Below are 21,373 nucleotides of genomic sequence, written 5' to 3'. Positions count from 1 at the left end.
GCCCTCCCCCCCCTGGCCCCCCCGTTCCCCGCCGGGGCGCCGCCGCCCGGCGGGCCGCTAGTGCGGCGGGCCGGCGCCCCGCCGGCGGCGGCCGGCCGGAGGGCATCGGCCCGGTTGCGCGAGTGGCGGTGTGTCAGGTGGTGATGGTGGCGACGGGGGCAAGCCACCCGTCGGACCGTCAGTCGGGAGCGGTGCTCGATTCCTGTCGCGTGAAATGTCCGCCCCCGCGCCATCGGTGAGGCCGGGTCGGCGTCGCGGATTGCAAAGACTTGGCAAAGTCGCGGGCCGAACGGCTCGCATCGCCCTCTCTCCTGTCAGCAGCCCCGCGAGTGCCGGGACGGTCCGGCGGCGACCCTGGTCGGCGTCGCCGGTTCCCTCGGCCCCGTGGCTGCCGCGCCGGCCGGGCACCCCCGGCCCCGGCCGGCGCCTGACCTCCGTTCACCGGGCCGGTGTTGCCCCCGGTTGCCGCCGTGCCCCCGGCTCCGCACCGACAACTGCGCAACGTCGACCATCCCGGCGCCCAGTCAGTCGGTGGTGAAGAGGAAGTCGTCCTTGTCGTAGTAGTTGGGCTGGTGGACGAGCGGTGAACCGGCCTCGGCCGGGCCGGGCCAGATGTCGCCGGGCCCGAGCAGGTGGTCGGTGTAGTCGCTCTTCGCGACGCACGGGGCGAAGTGCAGGCGGAAGGCGGCCGAGCCCTTGCTCCCGACGGCCCTCCACAGCTGCTCCCGGCGGTCGGCGCGGCACTCCCGCAGGACGACGGTGACCACGTTGCCGCCCTCGGTGGTGCCGTCCAGGCACCGACCGTCGGCCGCGTTGCGCACCTGGAGCAGTCCGTCGCTGCTGCTGCGGGGAAACCGCCAGCGCTGCGACACGCTGCCGTCGCAGGTCGCGAGGTGCACGCCGGCGCCGTCCTGGCCGTCGGGGCTGACGCACAGGCCGGTGCGCACGTTGACGAGGCGGAAGGCGGCGATCCGGGGGGTGGGTGACGGTGGCGGGGCGTCATCTGCCGTGGGCGAGCCGGATGCGGGGGAGTTGTCGTCCGGGGCCGGCGTGGCGGGCGTCGACGGCACGGGTGCGGTGGGCGAGGGAACCGGTGGCGGGGTGGCCCGGGAGACGGCGGGAGACGCGGACGGTGGAGGAGGGGCGGCCGCGGTGGGTGCGGCCCGGTGGGGAGCGACGGTCGCGGCGGCCACGGTCAGGACGCCGAGGCCGAGCACACAGAGGCCGAGCCTGACGGTCCTGTCGGAGGGGCGCCGCGACGGGGTGCCGGTCGCGGCCGGGTCGTCCGGCACGGCGGGCGGCGGGACCGGGACCGGCGGCCCTGGCTGTGGGGCCGACGGGGGAGGACCGGTGGGAGTGGCCGGCAGGACTGCGGTGCCCTCGGGTTCCGGCTCGTGGTCGCCCGTCCACAACAGCAGTGCTTCGCGGAGTGCGGGGCGCTGCCAGGTGTGGATGACGGTGAGATCCGCTCGGGCGCGAGCGCAGTCGGGGCACCGGCCCAGGTGGAGGTCGAGGGCGTCGTCCCCGGTGTCGCGGCGGACGGTATCGCCGAGCCTGGCGACCAGTTGGCGGCAGTTCCGACGGGGTGCGTGCGCGACGTAGTGGCGCAGGTAGGCGCCGTAGAAGCGCTGCACGGCCTCCGGGTGCGGGAGCTCGGCGGTGGGGGCGCCGGCGGTCGACGGCGGCCCGGTCGGCCCGGTCGCGTCTTCCAGGCTGTGCCACAGATCGGCCTGGAGGGTGTCGGGCAGCTTTCGGAAGACCTGGAGGAGGGCCGCGTTCTCCTCGGCCGCGGTGACGGCGGCCCGTGCGCACGGCGCGAGGAGGTGCGTGCGGCGAAGGGTGCGGAGCCAGGCGGCGAAGCCGGGTGAGAGCAGGGCGATGCGTCCGGTGTCCGCCCAGGCGGCGGCGGTGTGCCGGGCGGCGGCCAGCAGTTGCGGCGGCCGGGCCTGGGCCGGACCCGTACCGCGGGGTGCGGATTCGAGGGTGGCGGTGAAGACTTCTTCGGCGAGTTCCTGTGCGGCCTGTTCGTCCCGGCACAGCCGACGGGCGTAGGCGACGAGGGCGTCGTTGTGACGGGTGGTCAGCAGGGGTGCGGCTGGCCGGCGTACGTGTTCGACGTCCGGGAGCGGGTCGGCGGCGGGGTCTGACAACGGCGTTCCTTGCTCTCGTACGGTTCCTGCAGGGGAAAGAGCGTCTTGCCCGCCGGACGGCCCGTATTTTTGCCAAGTCTTTACTCGATGGTCGGTGGGTGTCGCAGCGTGCCACCGGATGAGCGCGAACGACCCGGGAGGGCGCGCGCGGACACCCGTCGACACCGGCGAGCCCCGAAGCGCAGGCGGATCTGCGGACACGGCGCCGACCCGACCCGCGCCGCCCGGCGGGCGGCGACCACCTGCGCAGGGCATGACACACTGGCCCGCAATCCGGCCGGAAGCCGGCGATTCCCAGGGCCCGAACGAGCCGGCCCGCCCGCCGCCGGGCCACCGACAAGCGAACAGGAGCAAAGGGTTGAGCGTATCCGCGACGGCCCGTCAGACGACCCTCGGCCACCTCAACGACGCGGAACTGGCCGCACTGCTGCGCGAAGGCGATCCGCTCGCCGGACCGGCCGTCCAGGACGTGATGAGCGAGGTCTTCGCCCGCCACCACGGCGCCGTCCTCGCCTACGCCCGCACCTGCTGCCGTGACGCGGCGACCGCGCACGACCTGGCCGCCGAAGCCTTCGCCCGCACCTACCGCGCCGTCACCACCGGGGGCGGCCCCCAACACGCCTGGCGCCCCTACCTGTTGACCTGTGTGCGCCATGTCGCCATGGAATGGTCCCAGGAGCGCGCCCGCACCGTCCTGTCCGACGACTTCGAGGCCTGGGCCGACTCCCTGTCCTGCGGCCGGTACACCGACGACGCGGTCCTCGCGGCCGAAGAAGGCTCACTCGTCCTGCAGGCCTACCGGTCGCTTCCCGAACGCTGGCAGGCCGTCCTGTGGCACGCCGTGGTCGAACACGAACCCGCCGCGGCCACCGCCGAGCGGCTGGGCATCACCGCCAGCGGCATCGGCTCCCTCGTCGCCCGCGCCTGCGAAGGCCTGCGCGAGGCCTACCTGCGCGCCCACCTCGACCACGCCGCCAGCGACGAATGCCGCCACTACGGCACCATGCTCGCCGCCTCCATACGCCGACCCGACAAGCGCACCACCCGCCACCTCGAGCGCCACCTGCAGGCCTGCAGCAACTGCGCCCGCGCCGAACGCGACCTGCGTGACATCAACGGCCGCCTCGGCGCGATCCTGCCCGCAGGCATCCTCCTGTGGGACCCCACCGGCCTCTGGCCGTCCGTCACGGGGCACGGCCTCCACCTGGCCGCCGCCAAGCTGACGGCGGTCTCCAAGTCCGCCGCCGCCAAGTGGACGCTGACCGCCACCGCGGTCGCCGGCGCCGCAGCGGCCGTCGTCGTCCTGCTGCCCGGCTCCGGCGGCACACCCGTCCGCACCACCCCTGCCGCTCCCGGCACCGCGGCCGCAAGCCCGGACCCGACCCTTCCGATGGCGCCGGTCGCGGCCGTAGGGGTCGCCGAGTCCTTCCGGCCGGAACCGGCCGCGGCCACCGGCAAGCCCACCCGAACGGCCGGACCGTCGACATTCGCACCGCCGCCCGGCTCCCGCGCCTTCGTCAACCGGATGACCGGCCTGTGCGCCCAGGCCGACCCCGGCGGTGCCCTCACGCAGCGCCCCTGCAACCGGACCGCCGGCCAGACCTGGACACTGATCCCCGCCGGCGCGGGGGTGCAGATCAAGAACGCCGGCACCGGCCGCTGCCTGGGGAACGGTGGCAGCACGACCGACGGGGCCCCGCTCGTCCAGCAGGAATGTGCGGGCGAACGCAACGACACGGTCTGGACGTTCTGCGGCGACCGGGTCGTCAACGTGGCGAGCAACCTCGTCCTCGGCCTCGAACACTGGCCCGAGGCCGACAATCCGGGCCCGGGCGACCGGCTGGTACAGAGCCGGAACCACCACGACAGCCCGGCGTTCCGCTGGCAACAACGCACACTCGGGGCGTAGGCGCCGAGCAGCCTTTGCCGCTCGGCGCCGCGGGCCCGCCGGTACGGCCGACCGCCCCGGACCGCATGTGCGGACAGTGGGGTACCGCAGGTCAGCGCACCCGGCCACGAGTCCGGGGAGTCCGGGCTCAGGAGGCGGGGCTCTCCTGCTCCGCCTCGACCCGGGCGTTCCACTCGCGCTTGGAGGCCTGCCAGCCGTCCTCGTTGTGGCCGAGCCGCCAGTAGCCGGAGACGGAGAGGTCCTCGCGGGGGATCCCGAGGTCCACGCGCAGGAGCGCTCGCACCTCCTTGACGAAGCCGGCCTCGCCGTGGACGAAGGCGTGCACCCGGCCCTCGGGGAATTCCAGTGCGCGGACGGCCTCGACGAGCAGTTCGCCGACGGGGCGGTCGCCGCGGTGCAGCCAGACGACCTCCGCGGCGGAGTCGAACTTCTGCTCCTCCTCGGGGCCGGCGATCTCGACGAACGCGCGGACGTCGGCGCCGGCGGGCAGGGCCTCCAGGGCCGCGGCGATGGCGGGCAGGGCGCTCTCGTCGCCGGCCAGCAGGTGCCAGTCGGCGGTGGTGTCGGGCGCGTAGCCGCCGCCGGGGCCCATGAACCGGACGGTCTCGCCCGGTCGGGCGCGCACCGCCCACGGTCCGGCGAGGCCCTCGTCGCCGTGGACGACGAAGTCGAGGGTGAGCTCGCGCAGTTCGGGGTTCCAGGCGCGTACGGTGTACGTCCGGGTCACCGGCCACTGCTCGCGGGGGAACTCCTCGCGAATCCGCTCCAGGTCGAACGGCTCGGGATAGGTCACGCCCTCGGCGCCGAACAGCACCTTCACGTAGTGGTCGGTGAAGGTGCCTGCTGTGAACGCGGCGAGACCGTCACCTCCGAGCACGACGCGCTGCATGTGGGGGGTGAGCCGCTCGGTGCGGACGACCTGTGCGGTGTGCGGCTTCCGGGGCCTGCGGGCCGGACGCTCTGCCATGGGCGCTCTCCTCGTGTGGCTTGCCCGGGCTCGCTGACGCAGCGCTCGCTGCCGTTCCCCGGGCGCGGGCCGAACCGGTGCGCACAGTGCACGGGACCGGTCGTGACATGTGGATCGTAGTCGTAGGGAAACCGCCCGCAGTCTCTGAACGGGCTGTGCCGTGGGTGGGCGGCCGGCGTGCGATTGTGCCGTGAGGCTCCCCGTCACCGGTGGGGACGGGTACGCCCGCGGAGCGGAGTCCGGCCTCGGTGAGTGCGGTCAGCCGGGCTGAGGCCGGGGCCCGGTCCCCGCGGTGGTTGTCGATCAGCTTGTACTGGGTCAGGAAGCCGTCGAAGCCCTCCGGCACCAGCGCCCTGGCCGGCACCAGGGCCTCGCGTTGCGCGGCCACGTAGTCGGGGCCGAAGCCGAGGCCGGGCATCCGGTCCAGGATCGCGGAGGCGCGGTCGGGCAGCAGGGCCACCAGCATGAGGACCGAGGTCGCGACGAAGTTCTTGGTGGCGCTGCCGATGCGGAAGTGCCCGTCGGTCAGCGGCCCGGCGCTCCGGCCCAGCTCGCGTGCCCCGGCGCCGCCCACCCACTCGCCCTGCTCGTCGTTCACCCGCAGCTGCACCCCGAGGAAACCGGACTCGACGATCTCCTCGATCGCCTTCTGCAGCTCCGGGCGATCCTGCCCCTGGTCGGAAGGGGTGATGGACATGATGCACCTTCAAATCCGTTGTACCCGAGTCGGCTTCGGGCCGTTGCGACGAGCCTCCACCCCGCCCCGAGGTCAACCTCAACTGTGTTCTGGCTCACAGCTGCCCTTCGGGGGAGTCGGAACGGTTCCGGAAGCAGGCGCCGCCGAGCGGGTACTGGAGGCCTTCCGGCGGTACCGGCTCGACGACCGGACAACGCGTACCGCTGACGTGCGAGCAACGTCAGGGGTCCCGGCTCGCCCCGGCGGAGCGATGGAGGCGGTGGTGGAGCGGGCGTCAGTGCCGCCGGTCCACCGGTGGTCAGCGGCCCCCGCGGTCGAGGGCGGCGACCTCGCGCACGGCCTCGGCGACGGCCGGCGAGTCCTTCTTCAGGATCGCACCGTGGTTGCTGGCGACCTTCGCACTGATCTTGATGTGCGGGTTGCGGGCGGTCACCGCGTCGAGGCTGGTGCGGATCCGCTCCTGCTCGTCGCCGCGGCTTCCGAGGGACGACCCCGAGGCGACCACGTACCGCACCGGGACGGTGATGCCGTCCAGCACGGGGCCCAGCTCACGCTCACGGGAGATCAGGCCGAGCTCGATGTTGCAGTTCGCCAGCTCCTCGGCGTTCATCCGCGGGGTCAGGCCCGTCGGGCGCAGCAGCGGCAGGAACCAGCTCCATCGCCGGAACTGCTTGCGGATCCGCTCTTCCATGGCCTCGTCGAGCCAGTCGTACGGGAATGCACCGTCCACCAGGACGGCGCCCACGGCACGGTCCGGGTTCCGCCGGGCCCAGTGCGCCGCGAGGAACGCGCCGTAGGACCAGCCGACCACCAGCGCGCGGTCCACGCCCCTGGCCGCGAGGACGGCATCGACGTCCCGGAGGGCAGCCTCGAAGGAGTAGTCCGCCGAACGCTTCGACTTCCTGCCGCGGGCCCGCTCGTCGTAGGTGATGTGCCGCCACCGGGGCCCCAGTTCGGCGATGAGCCGCCGCCAGTACCCCTGGGTGGCGAACTGGCCGTTGAGGTAGACCACGGCCGTGCCGGGGCCGCCGGTGTCGGTGACGGCCAGGGCCGTGTCGTCGACCGGCACCATGCCGGTCCACTGCGAACCGGTCGAGGACGTGCTGTTCTTCGTCATGGTGTTCCCCCTGGGTCGTGTCAGGCGTGTCGTACGGTCTCGGGGCCCTGTACGTGGATCGCGGGCCCGTGGGGACGGCCGGCCGGGTCGCCGGGCAACGAGCCGGTGGGCCCGGCCGGGCCGTCCTGGTTCCGGTCGTTCAGAGGCTGCGGGCGGTGATGTCGCCGTGGGAGGTGGTGGCACGGATGTCGAGGCCGGCGGTGCCGTCGTTCTTGAGGGCGTTGCTGATGCGGCCGTGGTCGGTGCCGGCGTCCAGGGCGGCCGAGACGCCGGCGGCGGCGCCGACGGTGATGTCGCCGGACTGGGTGCGGAGCACGACCGTGCCGCGCACGGCCTCGGTGATCCGGATGTCGCCCCTTGCGGTGCTGATGTCCGCCGGGCCGCCCAGCCGGCCGATCTCCACGTCGCCGTCGGTCGCGGTGAGGCGGACGTTCGCGGCCTCGTCGAGCTTGATCCGGCGGTACGCGCCGTCGAAGGCGACGTCGCCGAGGCGGCCGACGCCGCGGAGCTCGGAGGCCGCGGCCCTGCCCTCGATGCGGGAGCCGGCGGGCAGCTGGACGGTGACCTCCACGGACCCGGAACCGACGAGCGGATTCTTGGGCTCGGGGATGTGGATCCGCAGGACGCCGTCGGCGTAGGCGACGACGGTCTGCTCGGCGGCCTTGACGTCGCGGCCCTTGGACGGGTCGGCGGGCAGGACCTCGACGGTGGTGTCGGCGCGGTCAGCGGCGACGAACTGGATGCGCCCGGCGGGGATGTCCAGGACGGCGGAGATCGGGGCGGGGGTGTCGAACTTCTGCATCGTGCTCTCCTGTGCTCGCTCGTTGTTTCTGACATGGGAAACGCTACGTTGCTTTTCGCGTGTCAGCAACAGATTCGTTGCGTGTGATCGGTATTTGCACAGCTCAAGTGCATGAAATCGTTGCAACGGGCCTGAAGATAATGCAACGATGACTGTCCGAGCGTTGCAATGAGTGAGAAGTGAACGCTATGACGGGGAATCAGCCGTGCCCGCCCGTCGGGCAGCCGTCCGGGGCGGAGCGTCGCACGCCTACCGGCCGTCGCACCGTGGGATCGGTATCGCCCGCCCCAGTGCACCAGCCCTGCGGCAGAGCGCCCGCGCGGAGGAGGAGCCTGGCTGACAACGGCCCCGAAGCCCGGCAGCCGACACCCGGTCACCCGGGTCGTACCACCTGTGACGACGAGGGCCCTCGCGGCGGAGCCGGGACAACTGTCCGCGGCATCGATCGACCGGCCAACGGCTGCTGCCTGGCCGGTGGTTCAGCCGTGGTGTGTGCCTCGGGCCGCAGCAGATGCAGACTCCACCGCGCTGCACCGTGCGGCGGCGCGCCGGTGGCGGGCGTGTGCTGCCGGACACCACGGACGGTGGCTCTCCGGCGGCACACCGCCCGCCGTTCCGGTTTCCGTCGGCTGCGGCTGCCGTTCGGTATCGGGCACGAGCCGGCCTGCCGCCTGCGCGTGGGTCCGATACTCACGTGTGCCCGACCAGGAGGATCGGCAGAATACGGCCATGGAACCGCTGGACGTGCCCGAGCTCGCCACGGACGGAGGGCTCACCCTCCGGCCGTGGTGCCTTGCCGACCTGGACCTCGTTCGCGAAGCGTCCCAGGACGATTACATCCCGTTGATCACGACGGTGCCGACGCAGTACTCCGAAGCGGAGGGCGTTGCCTTCATCGAGCGTCAATGGGGTCGCGCTGCCACTGGGGCCGGGTACCCGTTCGTGATCGTGGGTGAGGACGGCAAGCCGGTGGGCGCCGTGGGTCTGTGGCTGAGGAGCATCGGTGAGGGGCGTGCGTCGCTGGGCTACTGGGTGGTCGAATCGGGCCGCGGGCGGAGGGCTGCCGAGGCCGGACTGTCCGCAGTCGTCCGATGGGCCGTCGCGGCTCTCGGGATCCCCCGACTCGAACTGTACGTAGAACCCTGGAACGCGGCGTCCTTGAAGACCGCCGAGCGGGTCGGGTTCAGGCGCGAGGGGCTGCTGAGGAGCTGGCAGCCGGTGGGGGACGAACGCCGGGACATGTTCATGTACTCGTTCCTCCGGGACGACGGCTGACCGCCCCCGGTGCCGGCACATCGGGGCGACGACGTGGTCGGCCCGGGGGCGCCCACGGACGTGTGGGAGGGCGTCGACCGGCGACAGGAGCCGGGTGAGGCCGTGGCGGTACTGGGACTCCTGGTCGCAGCAGCCACCCGATGCCGAGCGGTGACGACCGGGCCTGCCGGGTCAGGACGTCCGGCGGGCCCCGTGGCCGGACGAGGTGCGGGCGAACCAGGTCCGCTCCTCGTCGGTGGACAGGACACGGGTCAGTTCGGCCGTGCCGGGCAGCAGCGGGAAGAACCGGTCGGCGTTCCAGCCGTACTGGTGCATCGGGTCGTCCGGCACGAGCAGGCGGCGTCCCTCCACCACGGGGATGTCATGGGGCAATCCCTCGTGCCGGATCCGCCCGCCGTCCGGGGTGAGGAGTTGGAAGGCCCCGGTCGCGACGGTCCCGGTACGGGACCGGAGAGGGGCCAAGGGGGCGGCCGGCTCGAGAATGCTCAGTCGAGGCAGAACTCGTTGCCCTCGATGTCCAGCATCGGGATGCACGCATCGTTGCCGTCGTACAGCGTTCGCACGTGTACCGCGCCGAGCGGGACCAGTCGTGCACATTCGGCCTCGAGTGCGGCGAGGCGCTCTTCACCCACGAGTCCGGTGGCGACCCGCACGTCGAGATGCAGCCGGTTCTTGGCGGCCTTCCCCTCGGGGACGCGCTGGAAGTACAGTCGCGGGCCGACACCCGAGGGATCACTGCAGGCGAACCACGAATCCCGTTCCTCGGCGGGCTGTGAACGCTTGAAATCGTCCCACGTGGCAAACCCCTCCGGTGGCGGCGGCACGACATACCCCAACACCTCGCACCAGAAACGAGCGAGGCGCTCGGGTTCTGCGCAGTCGAAGGTGACCTGGAACTTCTTGATCGCTGACATCGGCGCACCATACCAGGGAGGGCTCTGCCGCTCGGCCCATTTCCAGGTGGATCCGGCCGGATGCGGCATCGCCCACCTGAAGGACTGACGGGTGCTGCCCCGTCACCCTGGTCGGCGCGAGCACGTCCCACCGCCTACCGCGCACGAGCTTGTTGGCCGAACTGCCGACCTCGGCCCATGCGCCGGGAAAAGCGCCAAGCGCCGTAGTGAACGGCACTCAACGACCACAGCGAAAACCAATAAACGGAGAAGGTCATGAAGAGCAGGATCGCAATGGCGAAGGCGTCGCCGGCGGTGTGCGATGGTTGAATTTTAAGCAGCGATACGAAAATCAGCGCAGCCGCGACCGGAGAGGCTATGGGCGCACACACCGCCAGCACCTTCCATGCGGCGCCACCGCGCATGACCAGCCGCTCGAACCCGAAGGCGACGGGAAAAATGAGAACACTTGCGGCAAGCCCCACGCCGGCGACAATCAGCACGGACTCGGCGTAGTCGCCGGCGATGAACGCATCGTCAATCAAAAAGACTGCCATGATTGGAAGGGTGATAACCATGAAAGCAGTTACGATGACTGCTGTCGTGATGGCGATGGACAGCGAGTGCCGAAGGGCCGCCCACCATCGAGAATCAAGATTGTAGATGGGTGCGGGGTCGTCTAAGTGGCTCTAACAGAATGCTCGGACGCGTCGGTAGAGGATGAGGCAGGTGGCGAGTTGCAGGAAGCCGTCGTGGATGTCGTCGCGGTGTTCCCAGCGGATTCTGAGGTGACGGAAGCCGTGCAGCCACGCCAGGGCGCGCTCAACCACCCAGCGGTAGGTGCCGAGTCCTGAACCGTGGGCCCGTCCGCGGCGGGCGATGATCGGGGTCACGCCCAGGGCGCGGACCAGCCGGCGGTGGCTGTCGTGATCGTAGCCGCGGTCTGCGTACAGCAGCCCGGGTCGGCGTCGGGGCCGGCCCACCCGGCCGCGCACCGGCGGGATCGCCTGCAGCAGCGGGATCAGCTGGGTGACGTCGTTGCGGTTGCCCCCGGTGAGCGAGACCGCCAACGGAGTGCCGCGCCCGTCGCAGATCAGATGGTGCTTGGAGCCCGGCCGGGCGCGGTCGACCGGGCTCGGGCCGGTTTTGGGCCGCCTCGCAGGGCCCGGACGTGGGCAGAGTCGATTGCTGCCCGGGAGAAGTCCAACTGGTCGGCACCGTGCAGCTTCGCCAGCAGAACCTCCTGCAGCAGGTGCCAGACACCGGCCTGATTCCAGTCCCGCAGGCGCCGCCAGCAGGTCATCCCCGAGCCGAAGCCGAGCTCCTGCGGCAGCCACTCCCACTGGATCCCCGTGTACAACACGAACAGGATCCCCTGCAGCGCCTTGCGGTCGTCCAGTCGTCTACGACCCGGATGATCCACCCGACGCTGGACGACCGGCAGTAGCGGCTCGATCAGAGCCCACAACTCGTCGTCGATCTCCCAGGGCTTGGGGCGGGCCATCGCGTACCTCCTCACCAGGGCGAATCCGCACCGGCAAGTCCAAGGTAACGCAGTCACTCCATTCTGTTAGGACTTCTAAGGCGGCGGTGACATGTGGGTTCGTCGGGGACTGGCCAGGCAAAATTCACTCCTTCATGTCGGGTCCGGGTATTGGATTCTGCCCGCCTCCGCGGCCGCTGCGCCAGCCTGCGGTTCGGGACGTGCCCGGCGGGAAGAGCGTCGGGCTTCGGCTGCCCGCTGCGGTACCGGACCCGCAGACCGGGCGGGCCTGCGGCTCGGCGAAGGGTGGTGACACCGCGGCGCTGCGGAAGCTGCGCGTCCGCTGCGTCGTCGCCACCAGCTGCTCAGCCCCACCGGCGTCCGGTCCAGCAGGTTCCCCGGCGAGGACCCGCGCAAGGTCCTCTACCCGACCCCCGCCTCCGGTGGCATCAAGGTCCGGGTCGAGGCCGACCTCGGCGCCGGGCTCGGCGGAGTGTGACTGAAGATCATCGGTGAGGAGTGCAGTGCCGTCCACCCGGTGCCGGGCAAGGTCACCCTCGCCCGGGCCGACACCGACACCACCCGCTCAGCCTGCTCGCCCTGAGGTGAGACGGAGACGTCCGTCAAGAAGACGAAGGTCGATCCTGCCTGCCGTGTCGATCCGCGCCTGCGCCGTTCGACCTGGGATGGAGAGGATCGAGAAGCGGTCCTCCGAACCGAGGAGAACAACGATGGCGAAGTACATGCTGATCCTGCGCGGGACGGACGAGTCCGTCGCGAAGATGATGGAGACGCCGTTCGACGAGATGCTCGAGACCATGGGCCGCTTCAACGAGGAGCTGATCCGGGCCGGCGTGCTGATCGCCGCCGAGGGGCTGGACGACCCGTCACAGGGAGTGGTGGTGGACTACAGCGGGGAGACCCCTGTGGTCACCGACGGGCCTTACGGCGAAACCAAGGAACTGTTCGGCGGGTTCTACCTGCTCGACGTCGCCTCGAAGGAGGAGGCGGTCGAGTGGGCCAAGCGGATCCCGGCCGTCCCCGGCTCGAAGTGCGAGATCCGTCGTGTGCCGGCCATCGACGAGTTCCCGCAGGACAACGAGTGGGTCATCAGGGAGCGGGCATGGCGCGAGCGGACGGGCCAGCTCTGACGCCCGGGGCCGGGGACGGTCCGCCGGTCGCCGAAGCGGCGCGGCGGGCCGTCGAGGCCGTGTGGCGGATCGAGTCGGCGCGGATCGTGGGCGCGCTGGCCCGCTACACCGGAGACTTCGCACTCGCCGAGGACGTCGCGCAGGAGGCGCTCGCGGAGGCGCTCGTCAGTTGGTCGCGCGACGGTGCGCCGGCCAGCCCCGTGGGCTGGCTGCTGGCGACCGCACGGCGGCGGGCCATCGACGGCTTCCGCCGCCGTGCGGCACTGAACGAGCGGTACGCCCTGCTGGCGGGACGGCTGACCGAGGGTGAGTTCAGCGCGGGTGCGGCGGCCGGTGGGGACCGGCCGGACGAGCTGCCGTGGGATCCCGACCGGGTCGACGACGACGTCCTCGCGCTGATGTTCACGGCCTGCCATCCGGTGCTCTCGGTCGAGGCCCGGGTCGCGCTGACGTTGCGGGTGGTGGGCGGCCTGTCCAGTGAGGAGATCGCCCGGGCGTTCCTCATTCCCGTGCCGACCGTCCAGGCCCGGATCACCCGGGCCAAGAAGACGCTCGCCGCGGCGGGCGTCCCGTTCGCGCTGCCACCGGCCGAGGAGCGGCGCGAGCGGCTCGGCGGGGTGCTGAGCGTGCTGTACGTGATCTTCACGGAGGGCTCGACAGCGACGACCGGTGACGACCTCCTCCGACCCGATCTCGCCTACGAGGCCCTGCGGCTGGCCCGGATGCTGGTCGCCCTGCTGCCCGCCGAGCCGGAGGCCCACGGACTGCTCGCGCTGTTCGAGCTCACCGCGGCGCGCTTTCCGGCCCGAACCGGCCCGGACGGGGAGGCGGTGCTGCTGGAGGACCAGGACCGGCGCCTGTGGGACCGGTCGGCGATCCGGCGCGGTCTGGCCGCGCTCGGCCGCATCGCGACGTTCGGGCGCGGCCTGGGACCGTACGGCCTGCAGGCGGCGATCGCCGCCTGTCACACGACGGCGCCGTCGGTGGGAGAGACCGACTGGGAACGCGCCGTCCTGCTCTACGAGGCACTCGGCCGGGTGGCACCCTCACCCGTCGTCGAGCTCAACCGGGCCGTGGCCGTGGCGATGGCCGGCGAACCGGATCGGGCGCTCACGGTCGTCGACGACCTGGCCGCCTCCGGCCGCCTGTCGGGATCCCACCTGCTTCCCGGCGTGCGCGGGGAACTGCTCGCCCGCCTCGGCCGCACGGGCGAGGCCCGCGCCGAGCTGGAGCTCGCCGCCCGCCTGTGCCGCAACACCCCCGAGCGGAACGTGCTGCTGCGCAAGGCGGCCGCGCTGCGGTGACGACGCGAGTTGCCCGTACCGAGGCATCGGCTCGGCACGGGCAACTCGGTCTCTAGGTGGGTCGTCGTGCGGTGATGAGGCGCTGGAGCACGATGAAGAGGAACAGCAGGGCGCCGATGACGATCCTGGTCCACCAGGAGCTGAGGGTGCCCTGGAAACTGATGACCGTTTGGATGAGTCCGAGGACCGCGACGCCGAGGACGGTGCCGACGAGGTAGCCGGAGCCGCCGGTGAGGAGGGTGCCGCCGATGACGACGGCGGCGATGGCGTCCAGCTCCAGGCCGACGGCGTGCAGGCCGTAGCCGGAGAGCATGTAGAAGGTGAGCAGGACGCCGCCGAGGGCGGAGCAGAAGCCGCTGATCGCGTAGACGGTGATCCTGGTGCGGGCCACCGGCAGGCCCATCAGCAGTGCGGACTGCTCGCTGCCGCCCAGCGCGTACACGTTGCGGCCGAACCGGGTGTGGTGCAGGACCAGGAAGGCCGCGGCGGCGACCAGCACGGCGATGACGGCGCTGGGGGAGAGGAACGTGCCGCCGGGCAACGGGATGCGGGTCTGCGCCATCGCGGTGTACGACGGGTCGGTGATGGAGACGGACTCGACGCTGATCGTGTAGCACAGGCCGCGGGCCAGGAACATGCCGGCGAGCGTGACGATGAACGGCTGGATCTCGAAGGTGTGGACGACCCAGCCCATGGCCCATCCCAGCCCCGTGCCGATGGCCAGCACCAGCGGAATGACGACCAGGATCGGCCAGTGGTGCTTCTCCACCAGCCAGGCCGAGACCATCGTGGAGAGGGCGACGACCGCGCCGACCGACAGGTCGATGCCGCCGGTGAGGATCACGAAGGTCATGCCGACGGCGACGACCAGCAGGAAGGCGTTGTCGATCAGCAGGTTGAGCAGGACCTGGCCGGAGAAGAAGCCCTCGTACTGCACCGAGCCGACACTGAACATCGCGACGAGCAGGACAGAGGTGACCAGCAGCGGGACCTGTCCGCGCAGTTTGGCGGCGAGAGTGGTGTTCATGTGCCCACCTTCAAATCGGCAGATGCGGGCTTCGGCTGCTGACCGCCCGGAGCAGTGGTGCGTCGGCGGGTGGCCTTGGCACGGAACTGAGGCGACTGGATCAGGCACACGGTGATCACCACGGCGGCCTTGAAGACGAGGGTGGTCTCCGGCGGGATGCCGATGGTGTAGACGGTGGTGGACAGGGTCTGGATGACCAGTGCGCCGAGCACGGTGCCGCCGATCGAGAACCGTCCGCCGTTGAGCGAGGTGCCGCCGATGACGACGGCCAGGATGGCGTCGAGTTCGATCCACAGGCCGGCGTTGTTGCCGTCGGCGGCGGAGACGTTGGAGCTGATCATCAGGCCGGCGACGGCTGCGCACACGGCGCTGGCCACGTAGACCAGGGTGGTCAGACGGTGGGCGCGGATGCCGACCAGGCGGCTGGCGACCGGGTTGCCGCCGACCGACTCCAGCAGCAGGCCCAGGGCGGTGGAGCGGGTGAGCAGCAGGGTGAGGCCCACCATCGCGCCGGCCAGCAGGACGGAGAACGGGACGGTGAGCCAGTAGCCGCCGCCGATGAGCCGGTAGGGGTCGCTGGTGATGGTGATGATCTGGCCGTCGGTGATCAGCTGGGCGACGCCGCGGCCGGCGACCATGAGGATGAGTGTGGCGACGATCGGTTGCACGCCGATGCGGGAGACCAGCAGGCCGTTGACCGCGCCGAGGACGAGCGCGACGGCCAGGGCCAGGGCCACGGCGACCAGGACGGTGGAGACGCTGCCCGGGTCGGATGCCTCGCTGATGTACAGACACGCCAGAGCACCGGCGATCGCAACGGTGGAGCCGACCGACAGGTCGATGCCGCCGGTGGCGATGACCAGCGTCATGCCCAGGGAGACCAGGATCAGCGGCGCGCCGAAGTGCAGGATGTCGATCAGGCTGCCGTAGAGGTGTCCCTCCTTCGTGTGGACGGCGAAGAAGTCCGGGGTGAAGAACAGGTTGGCCAGCAGCATGGCGACGAGGACCGCCGCGGGCCAGAAGAGCCGGTGCTTGGTCATCGCCGGGCTCCGCTCGCGATGGTTTCCATGATGTGCTCCGGGGTGAGCGAGCCGTCGTTGGCCAGCTGCGCGACCACGCGGTGGTCGCGCAGCACACCGATCTTGTGGCTGAGGCGCAGGACCTCCTCCAGCTCGGCGGAGATGAAGAGCACGGACATGCCCTTCTCCGCGAGGCCGGCGACCAGTTTCTGGATCTCGGCCTTCGCGCCGATGTCGATCCCGCGGGTCGGCTCGTCGAGGATGAGCAGCTTGGGGTCGGTGATCAGCCACCGGGCGAGCAGCACCTTCTGCTGGTTGCCGCCGGAGAGGTTGCGCACCAGGGCCTCGGGGTCGCCGGGCCGGATGTCCAGTGCCCGGATCCAGCGCAGGGCGAACTCGTCCTGGGCGGTGCGCGACAGGGGGCGGAGCCAACCGCGGGACGCCTGGAGGGCGAGGACGATGTTCTCGCGGACGGTGAGCTCACCGACGAGGCCCTCGGCCTTGCGGTTCTCCGAACAGAAGGCGATCCCGTGACCGATGGCCGCGCGCGGCCCGCGCAGCGCAGTGGCGTGGCCGTTGACCCGCACGGTGCCGCTGTCGGCCTGGTCGGCGCCGAACAGCAGCCGCGCGGCCTCGGTACGGCCGGAGCCGAGCAGCCCCGCCAGACCCACGACCTCGCCGGGCCGCATCGTCAGGTCGTAGGGCTCGATCGCGCCGCGGCGGCCGAGCTTCTCGGCGACCAGGAAGGGGGAACTGTATTCCGGTTGGGCCGTCTCGCGGTGGCTCTCGGCCGCCAGGCTCTTGAGGTCGGCGAGTTCCGAGCCGATCATGCGAGAGACCAGCTGGACCTGGCTGATGTCCCGGGTGAGGTACTCGCCCTCGAGCCGGCCGTTGCGCAGGATCGTCATGCGGTCGCAGATCTCGTAGACCTGGTCGAGGAAGTGCGAGACGAACAGGATCGCAACGCCCCGTTCGCGCAGCCTGCGCATGACGGTGAACAGCTGGACGACCTCGTCGCGGTCGAGGCTGGAGGTCGGCTCGTCCAGGACGAGCACCTTGGCCTCGACATCGACCGCCCGGGCGATGGCCACCAGCTGCTGAACGGCGATGGAGAAGCTGTCCAGCCGGGCGGTGACGTCGATGTCCAGGTCGAGTCCGGCGACCGAGGCCTCGGCGCGACGGCGCAGCTCGGACCAGTGGATCAGGCCGCGGCGGCGGGGCTCGCGGCCGATGAAGAGGTTCTCGGCCACCGACAGGTTGGGGCAGAGGTTGACCTCCTGATAGACCGTCGAGATGCCGGCCTGCTGCGCCTGGAGGGGGCCGGTGATCCGCAGTGGCCGGCCGGCCATGGTGACCTGTCCGCCGTCCGCCGGGTGCACGCCGGTGAGGACCTTGATGAGGGTGGACTTGCCCGCGCCGTTCTCACCCATCAGCGCGTGCACTTCTCCCGGGAAGAGCCGGAAGTCGACGCCGTCGAGCGCCAGTACGCCGGGGAACTCCTTGCGGAGTCCGCGTACTTCCAGGACCGGTTGCTGCATCGGTCCTCCTTTCGTGGTCGGTCGGGACCGGGCGCCCGTGCCGCCGGGGGATCCGGTGGTGCGGGCGCCCGGTGCTCCGGCCGGATCAGTACTGGCGGGTCGGCAGCGCGGCGGTGGCCTGCTCGGGGGTGAAGGTGCCCTCGACGGTCTTGATCCGGCGCTCGACGCTCTCGCCGTTCTTGACCTTCTTCGCCAGCTCCATCAGCTGATCGCCGAGGAGGGGGTTGCACTCCACATCGAAGTTGATCTTGCCCTGGGACATGGCGGTGAAGGCGTCCTTGACGCCGTCGACGGAGACGATCTTGATGTCGGTGCCGGGCTTCTTGCCGGCCTCCTCGATCGCCTGGATCGCGCCGAGGGCCATGTCGTCGTTGTGGGCGTAGAGGACGTCGATCTTCGGCTGGGCCTTCAGGAAGGCCTGCATGACCTCCTTGCCCTTGGCCCGGGTGAAGTCGCCGGTCTGCGAGGCGACGACCTTGAACTTCGGGTCGCCCTTGATCGCGTCGGCGAAGCCGGACTTGCGGTCGTTGGCCGGGGCGGAGCCGGTGGTGCCCTCCAGCTGGACGACGTTCACCTCTCCCGGCTTGGCCTGGTACTCCTTGACCAGCCAGTCGCCGGCCTTCTTGCCCTCCTCGACGAAGTCCGAGCCGAGGAAGGTGGCGTAGAGGGAGGTGTCCTCGGAGTCGATCGCGCGGTCGGTGAGGATCACCGGGATGTGCGCGGCCTTCGCCTCCTTCAGGACGGTCTCCCAGCCGGACTCGACCACCGGGGAGAAGGCGATGACGTCGACCTTCTGCTGGATGAACGAGCGGATCGCCTTGATCTGGTTCTCCTGCTTCTGCTGGGCGTCGGAGAACTTGAGGGTGATGCCGGCCTTCTTCGCAGCCTCCTGGACGGACTTGGTGTTCGCGGTGCGCCACCCGCTCTCGGCGCCGACCTGGGCGAAGCCGAGGACGAGCTTGCCGTCCGACTTCTTGCCGTCCGACGAGCCGCCGGCGGAGGAGCAGGCGGACAGGCCGACGATCATGGCGCCGGCGAGGACGGCGGCAGCGGCTCTCTTGGACATCGGGGTCTTCCTCTCGGTGTTTCTCCCGGCCCTGACGCCGCAGGGCGGCTGGTGCGTGCCGGGAGGTGGGGTGCGCCGGGTGGCCTGGTGGGCCGGCCCCAGGTGGAACTGATGGATCGCCAGAACGGCGGAAGATCAATGGGCTTGCTGCAGGCAGGCGGTGGTGTCCCGTGGTGAGGCGTTGACGCCGGTGCCGCTGCCCGACAAGATTGTTAGCGCTAACAAGCGGCTCGTGCAAGAGCGGTGCACTGCTTTGTTGAATCTTGGCTGCCAGCGGTTCCGGATCGCGGGAGGGGGGAGCGGGTCCGGCGGGTGCGTCGGTCTTGGCGGGCGGTTCTGTCGGGCGCCCCCGCCCGGCCGGCTCGGGCTGCCGCAGTCGGCGGGCGGTGCGAGCGGTCGTGGAGCCCGGAGGGCCCGGCGGTGGAGCCCCTTCCCGGCCGGCCGGGCGGGTGCGTGAACCGGCTCCGCGGCGGTCCGCCGTGAGGCGGTGTGGAGCTGCTGAGAACGTGCGACGGGGCCACCGGACTCGGCCGCCCCGGCACGGCCTGGAGGGGATGAGCTGCCTTTGGGATCGCGCCGATCGGTGCACTTGGGAGTGCGGACGATGCCGGGCGCTGAGCGCGCGAGCGGTGGGTCGGGCCGCCCGTGCCGCGTGCGGGCCCGGTCGGGCCCGGGGCGCGACGCGGACCGCTGCGGCCTCGGGGCCGGGTGTGTTGCATGACGGGCTGTAGGGCCGGAACGCGCTGCTGGTGGGCGTTGCACGCCGAAGGAGCCCCTTGCGAGGCCGGACCCGGCCCGGTGGGCCGGGCTCGCTGCACCCCTGCTCTTCCGGCCGGGCAGCAAGGATGATCGAAGGGCCCTATCTCCGTACGGCGGAAGCCTTCGGCCGGGTGACCCGTCCGATCGCGGCCGCATCCCGCGCCGGTGCAGGACCTGACGAGCTGCGAACCACCAGGTCGGGCGCGATCAGGACCTGATGGCCGCTGTGGGCCACCCCGGACAGTTCCTCCACCAGCAACCCCAGGGCCCGACGTCCGAGGGTCTCGAAATCCTGCCGGACGGTGGTGAGCGGCGGAACGAGATAGGCCGATTCCGGGATGTGGTCGAATCCGACCACGCTGATGTCGGCCGGAACCGATCGGCCGCCTTCGTGGAGGGCGCGGAGCACTCCGAGGGCCATGTGATCGTTCGCGCAGAAGGCCGCTGTCACGCGGGGATCGGCGGCGATCCGCAGCCCGGCCTCGTATCCGGAGCGGGCGCTCCAGTCCCCGCTGAAGGTCTGCGCCGCTTCCGCCTGCGCTTCCGACAACGCGCGACGCCAGCCCTGCTCCCGTTCCCGGCTCTCCAGCCACCCCTCGGGGCCGGCGACGTGGTGGACGGTGCGATGACCGAGACCGAGCAGATAACGGGTGGCTGCCAAGGCTCCTGACACGTTGTCGACCGCCACCCGGGGGATCGCCGAGGGGGTGCCGGTGCCCACCATGACCACGGGAACGGGGCTGACGACATCGGCCACCCCGCCTGCAGAAGAGGTCTGCGGCGCAATGACGGCGACACCATCGACGCCCTGGTCCCGGAGTCGGTCGACGGCCTCCTGCACCGAACGCGGATCCAGTGATCGCAGGGAGGCCACGCTGACGAAGTAGCCCGCGCTGCGGGCGGCCTGCTCCAGCCCGTCCAGCATGGAGGCCGGCCCGTAGAGGGTGCTGGCGAAGCTGACCACACCGAGGGTCCGGGAGCGCCGCGTCACCAGGGCGCGGGCCATCGAGTTGGGCCGGTAGTCCAGCTCGCGGATCGCGGCGACGACTTTCGTCCGAGTGGCCTGCGTGACGTTCGGCGAACCGTTCAGCACGCGGGAGACGGTCTGGTGCGACACTCCCGCAAGTCTGGCCACATCGGCCATCACCGGCTGACGGGGACCCGACTTCGGCATGCCAGCTCCAATCGCGGCATTCCGCCAGGTGTTCGGGTGAGGCCGCAAGGAATTTCGTAGGGACGCGTGGAAATAATTGTGCACGTTAACATGCCGAGGTCGCCCCAGCCCGCTCTCGGTCCTCACTCCGTGCCCCAGCCGGCCGCGGTTCGCGCAGGGGCGCCTTCCCGCAGTTCCGGGAGCTCACCGACAGCCTTCGGAGGTTGCACGTGTTGAGGTCTTTGTGGCGGCAGCGTACTGGAGGTGACGGCAGTGAACGTACCGGGACGTGCGCAGCAGTGCGGGCCCCGCCATGCGGCCGCGCCGGCCCGACATCCGCCGGGAGCGGTCGTCCGGCACCGCCTGACCGCCTTGACGCGTCAGACGTACTGACATGCAACTGGGAGCGCTGATGCTCAGTTGAGATCGCGGTCGGCCGCCGTTCATGCGGGGTCGCCCGAGCACCCCGGGGCGAGCCGCCGCCGGTCAGCAATGCGAGCCATTCGCCGGCCCGGCGTACTACCCGGCCCGTCGAAGGCGCGGCGGCGGCATCAGGAAGGATCTGGAGCAGTTGCTCGCCGACACCGAACCGGGATTCTTCCGGGTCCCCGGCGGCAACCACCTCGAAGGCGGCGTGCTCGCCAACCCGACGGCGACCACGACCGGTGTGTCCGGCCAAGTGGACGGACCCGCTTGCTGCGCCACGTGCACCCGGTGTCGAGTGAAGTGGGGAACCCCGGCCGGCGTGCGGCCGGGGTTCCCCCGGGGTGGTGGGTGTCGGTCAGCGGGTGGAGCCGGCCGTGCCGCAGACTTCCCGTCTACGTGTCGGCAGGCGGCACCCGATGGCGATCACCGTGGGTGGGGCGGGTCAGCGCTGCAGGGTGAGCAGGCCCGGCCGCCACGGCAGCTGGTCGTAGGGGCCGCCCGCGGTGGGGGACTTGCCCTGGTAGAGGAACTGCAGGTTGCACGGGTCGATGGTCATGGTCTGGTCGGGGTTGCTGCGGACCAGGTCGCCGTGGCTGATGTCGTTGGTCCAGGTGGCACCGCTGTTGGCCTTGCCCGC

General features: G+C 71.2%; 18 protein-coding genes and 1 pseudogene. 4 read left to right on the top strand and 15 right to left on the bottom strand.

The genetic code is table 11. The features are described 5' to 3' along the window. Positions 1 to 524: 524 nt before the first annotated feature. Positions 525 to 2,150: an RICIN domain-containing protein gene (locus AB0M03_RS36635; protein ID WP_363500093.1), complete on the bottom strand. Its 1,626-nt coding sequence runs from the start codon at positions 2,148 to 2,150 to the stop codon at positions 525 to 527. A 358-nt stretch (positions 2,151 to 2,508) separates the two neighbouring features. On the opposite strand from AB0M03_RS36635, the gene AB0M03_RS36630 reads away from it, so the two are divergent. Continuing rightward, positions 2,509 to 4,059 carry an RICIN domain-containing protein gene (locus AB0M03_RS36630; protein ID WP_363500091.1) on the top strand — a complete coding sequence of 517 codons (1,551 nt, stop codon included), beginning with the start codon at positions 2,509 to 2,511 and terminating at the stop codon, positions 4,057 to 4,059. A gap of 127 nt (positions 4,060 to 4,186) precedes the next feature. Here the strand turns inward: AB0M03_RS36630 and AB0M03_RS36625 are convergent, their stop codons facing one another. The 4 genes and pseudogenes from AB0M03_RS36625 to AB0M03_RS36610 form a co-directional block, all read right to left on the bottom strand. Beyond that, entirely contained in the window at positions 4,187 to 5,026 is an 840-nt protein-coding gene (locus AB0M03_RS36625) for a siderophore-interacting protein (protein WP_363500089.1), read from the bottom strand. 454 nt (positions 5,027 to 5,480) lie between these two features. Next, a pseudogene (locus tag AB0M03_RS36620) lies at positions 5,481 to 5,723 on the bottom strand (alkaline D-peptidase); the annotation flags it as partial. A 298-nt stretch (positions 5,724 to 6,021) separates the two neighbouring features. Continuing rightward, positions 6,022 to 6,840: an alpha/beta hydrolase gene (locus tag AB0M03_RS36615; protein ID WP_363500087.1), complete on the bottom strand. Its 819-nt coding sequence runs from the start codon at positions 6,838 to 6,840 to the stop codon at positions 6,022 to 6,024. 139 nt (positions 6,841 to 6,979) lie between these two features. Further along, on the bottom strand, positions 6,980 to 7,642 hold the full coding sequence (locus AB0M03_RS36610) for a DUF4097 family beta strand repeat-containing protein (protein WP_363500086.1): 663 nt from the start codon (positions 7,640 to 7,642) through the stop codon (positions 6,980 to 6,982). 729 nt (positions 7,643 to 8,371) lie between these two features. Here AB0M03_RS36610 and AB0M03_RS36605 point away from each other — a divergent pair. Beyond that, positions 8,372 to 8,917, top strand: a complete 546-nt coding sequence (locus AB0M03_RS36605) for a GNAT family N-acetyltransferase (RefSeq protein ID WP_363500084.1) — start codon at positions 8,372 to 8,374, stop codon at positions 8,915 to 8,917. A 171-nt stretch (positions 8,918 to 9,088) separates the two neighbouring features. Here AB0M03_RS36605 and AB0M03_RS36600 read toward each other — a convergent pair whose 3' ends face one another. The 4 genes from AB0M03_RS36600 to AB0M03_RS36585 form a co-directional block, all read right to left on the bottom strand. Further along, positions 9,089 to 9,271 carry a hypothetical protein gene (locus AB0M03_RS36600; protein ID WP_363500082.1) on the bottom strand — a complete coding sequence of 61 codons (183 nt, stop codon included), beginning with the start codon at positions 9,269 to 9,271 and terminating at the stop codon, positions 9,089 to 9,091. 131 nt (positions 9,272 to 9,402) lie between these two features. After that, entirely contained in the window at positions 9,403 to 9,831 is a 429-nt protein-coding gene (locus AB0M03_RS36595; RefSeq protein ID WP_363500080.1) for a VOC family protein, read from the bottom strand. Positions 9,832 to 9,965: 134 nt separating this feature from the next. After that, positions 9,966 to 10,388 carry a hypothetical protein gene (locus AB0M03_RS36590; RefSeq protein ID WP_363500078.1) on the bottom strand — a complete coding sequence of 141 codons (423 nt, stop codon included), beginning with the start codon at positions 10,386 to 10,388 and terminating at the stop codon, positions 9,966 to 9,968. A 111-nt stretch (positions 10,389 to 10,499) separates the two neighbouring features. After that, positions 10,500 to 11,314 (bottom strand): IS5 family transposase gene (locus AB0M03_RS36585; RefSeq protein WP_363500076.1). Its coding sequence is split into 2 segments (ribosomal slippage): positions 10,500 to 10,957 and positions 10,957 to 11,314, totalling 816 coding nucleotides; the frame shifts between segments, so codons are not numbered across the junction. A gap of 710 nt (positions 11,315 to 12,024) precedes the next feature. Between AB0M03_RS36585 and AB0M03_RS36580 the strand changes: the two genes are divergently transcribed. Continuing rightward, complete coding sequence (locus tag AB0M03_RS36580) at positions 12,025 to 12,444, top strand: YciI family protein (RefSeq protein ID WP_363500074.1); 420 nt, start codon at positions 12,025 to 12,027, stop codon at positions 12,442 to 12,444. Then, the gene (locus AB0M03_RS36575; RefSeq protein WP_363500072.1) at positions 12,417 to 13,748 is read left to right on the top strand and encodes a DUF6596 domain-containing protein; all 1,332 of its coding nucleotides are present in this window, start codon (positions 12,417 to 12,419) and stop codon (positions 13,746 to 13,748) included. Before AB0M03_RS36580 ends, AB0M03_RS36575 begins: the two co-directional genes overlap by 28 nt. A 52-nt stretch (positions 13,749 to 13,800) precedes the next feature. On the opposite strand, the gene yjfF is transcribed toward AB0M03_RS36575, so the two are convergent. From yjfF to AB0M03_RS36545, 6 genes are all read right to left on the bottom strand, one after another. Beyond that, the gene (gene yjfF / locus AB0M03_RS36570) at positions 13,801 to 14,775 is read right to left on the bottom strand and encodes a galactofuranose ABC transporter, permease protein YjfF (RefSeq protein ID WP_363500070.1); all 975 of its coding nucleotides are present in this window, start codon (positions 14,773 to 14,775) and stop codon (positions 13,801 to 13,803) included. After that, the gene (locus AB0M03_RS36565) at positions 14,772 to 15,815 is read right to left on the bottom strand and encodes an ABC transporter permease (RefSeq protein WP_363500069.1); all 1,044 of its coding nucleotides are present in this window, start codon (positions 15,813 to 15,815) and stop codon (positions 14,772 to 14,774) included. The genes yjfF and AB0M03_RS36565 overlap by 4 nt, the downstream gene beginning before the upstream one ends. Continuing rightward, positions 15,812 to 17,332: a sugar ABC transporter ATP-binding protein gene (locus AB0M03_RS36560; RefSeq protein WP_363500067.1), complete on the bottom strand. Its 1,521-nt coding sequence runs from the start codon at positions 17,330 to 17,332 to the stop codon at positions 15,812 to 15,814. The genes AB0M03_RS36565 and AB0M03_RS36560 overlap by 4 nt, the downstream gene beginning before the upstream one ends. Before the next feature lie 85 nt (positions 17,333 to 17,417). After that, positions 17,418 to 18,398: an ABC transporter substrate-binding protein gene (locus AB0M03_RS36555; protein WP_363500065.1), complete on the bottom strand. Its 981-nt coding sequence runs from the start codon at positions 18,396 to 18,398 to the stop codon at positions 17,418 to 17,420. An 859-nt stretch (positions 18,399 to 19,257) separates the two neighbouring features. Continuing rightward, positions 19,258 to 20,301 (bottom strand): LacI family DNA-binding transcriptional regulator, encoded by a 1,044-nt coding sequence (locus tag AB0M03_RS36550; protein ID WP_363500095.1) that lies wholly within the window; start codon positions 20,299 to 20,301, stop codon positions 19,258 to 19,260. Between the two features lie 877 nt (positions 20,302 to 21,178). Then, positions 21,179 to 21,373, bottom strand: a 195-nt coding sequence (locus AB0M03_RS36545; RefSeq protein WP_363500063.1) for a non-reducing end alpha-L-arabinofuranosidase family hydrolase, incomplete at its 5' end; no start/stop codon positions are given.

Origin of the sequence: Kitasatospora sp. NPDC051914 (assembly GCF_040680995.1) — a bacterium.
Lineage (GTDB): Bacteria > Actinomycetota > Actinomycetes > Streptomycetales > Streptomycetaceae > Kitasatospora.
This window is presented reverse-complemented; position numbering and strand designations above follow the sequence as displayed.

Bases quoted from the DNA above. Each gene is read 5' to 3' on its own strand.
- AB0M03_RS36610 (WP_363500086.1), bottom strand. From the start codon at position 7,642: ATGCAGAAGTTCGACACCCCCGCCCCGATCTCCGCCGTCCTGGACATC.
- AB0M03_RS36625 (WP_363500089.1), bottom strand. From the start codon at position 5,026: ATGGCAGAGCGTCCGGCCCGCAGGCCCCGGAAGCCGCACACCGCACAG.
- AB0M03_RS36560 (WP_363500067.1), bottom strand. From the start codon at position 17,332: ATGCAGCAACCGGTCCTGGAAGTACGCGGACTCCGCAAGGAGTTCCCC.
- AB0M03_RS36595 (WP_363500080.1), bottom strand. From the start codon at position 9,831: ATGTCAGCGATCAAGAAGTTCCAGGTCACCTTCGACTGCGCAGAACCC.
- yjfF (WP_363500070.1), bottom strand. From the start codon at position 14,775: ATGAACACCACTCTCGCCGCCAAACTGCGCGGACAGGTCCCGCTGCTG.
- AB0M03_RS36580 (WP_363500074.1), top strand. From the start codon at position 12,025: ATGGCGAAGTACATGCTGATCCTGCGCGGGACGGACGAGTCCGTCGCG.
- AB0M03_RS36550 (WP_363500095.1), bottom strand. From the start codon at position 20,301: ATGGCCGATGTGGCCAGACTTGCGGGAGTGTCGCACCAGACCGTCTCC.
- AB0M03_RS36615 (WP_363500087.1), bottom strand. From the start codon at position 6,840: ATGACGAAGAACAGCACGTCCTCGACCGGTTCGCAGTGGACCGGCATG.
- AB0M03_RS36590 (WP_363500078.1), bottom strand. From the start codon at position 10,388: ATGGTTATCACCCTTCCAATCATGGCAGTCTTTTTGATTGACGATGCG.
- AB0M03_RS36565 (WP_363500069.1), bottom strand. From the start codon at position 15,815: ATGACCAAGCACCGGCTCTTCTGGCCCGCGGCGGTCCTCGTCGCCATG.
- AB0M03_RS36605 (WP_363500084.1), top strand. From the start codon at position 8,372: ATGGAACCGCTGGACGTGCCCGAGCTCGCCACGGACGGAGGGCTCACC.
- AB0M03_RS36555 (WP_363500065.1), bottom strand. From the start codon at position 18,398: ATGTCCAAGAGAGCCGCTGCCGCCGTCCTCGCCGGCGCCATGATCGTC.
- AB0M03_RS36575 (WP_363500072.1), top strand. From the start codon at position 12,417: ATGGCGCGAGCGGACGGGCCAGCTCTGACGCCCGGGGCCGGGGACGGT.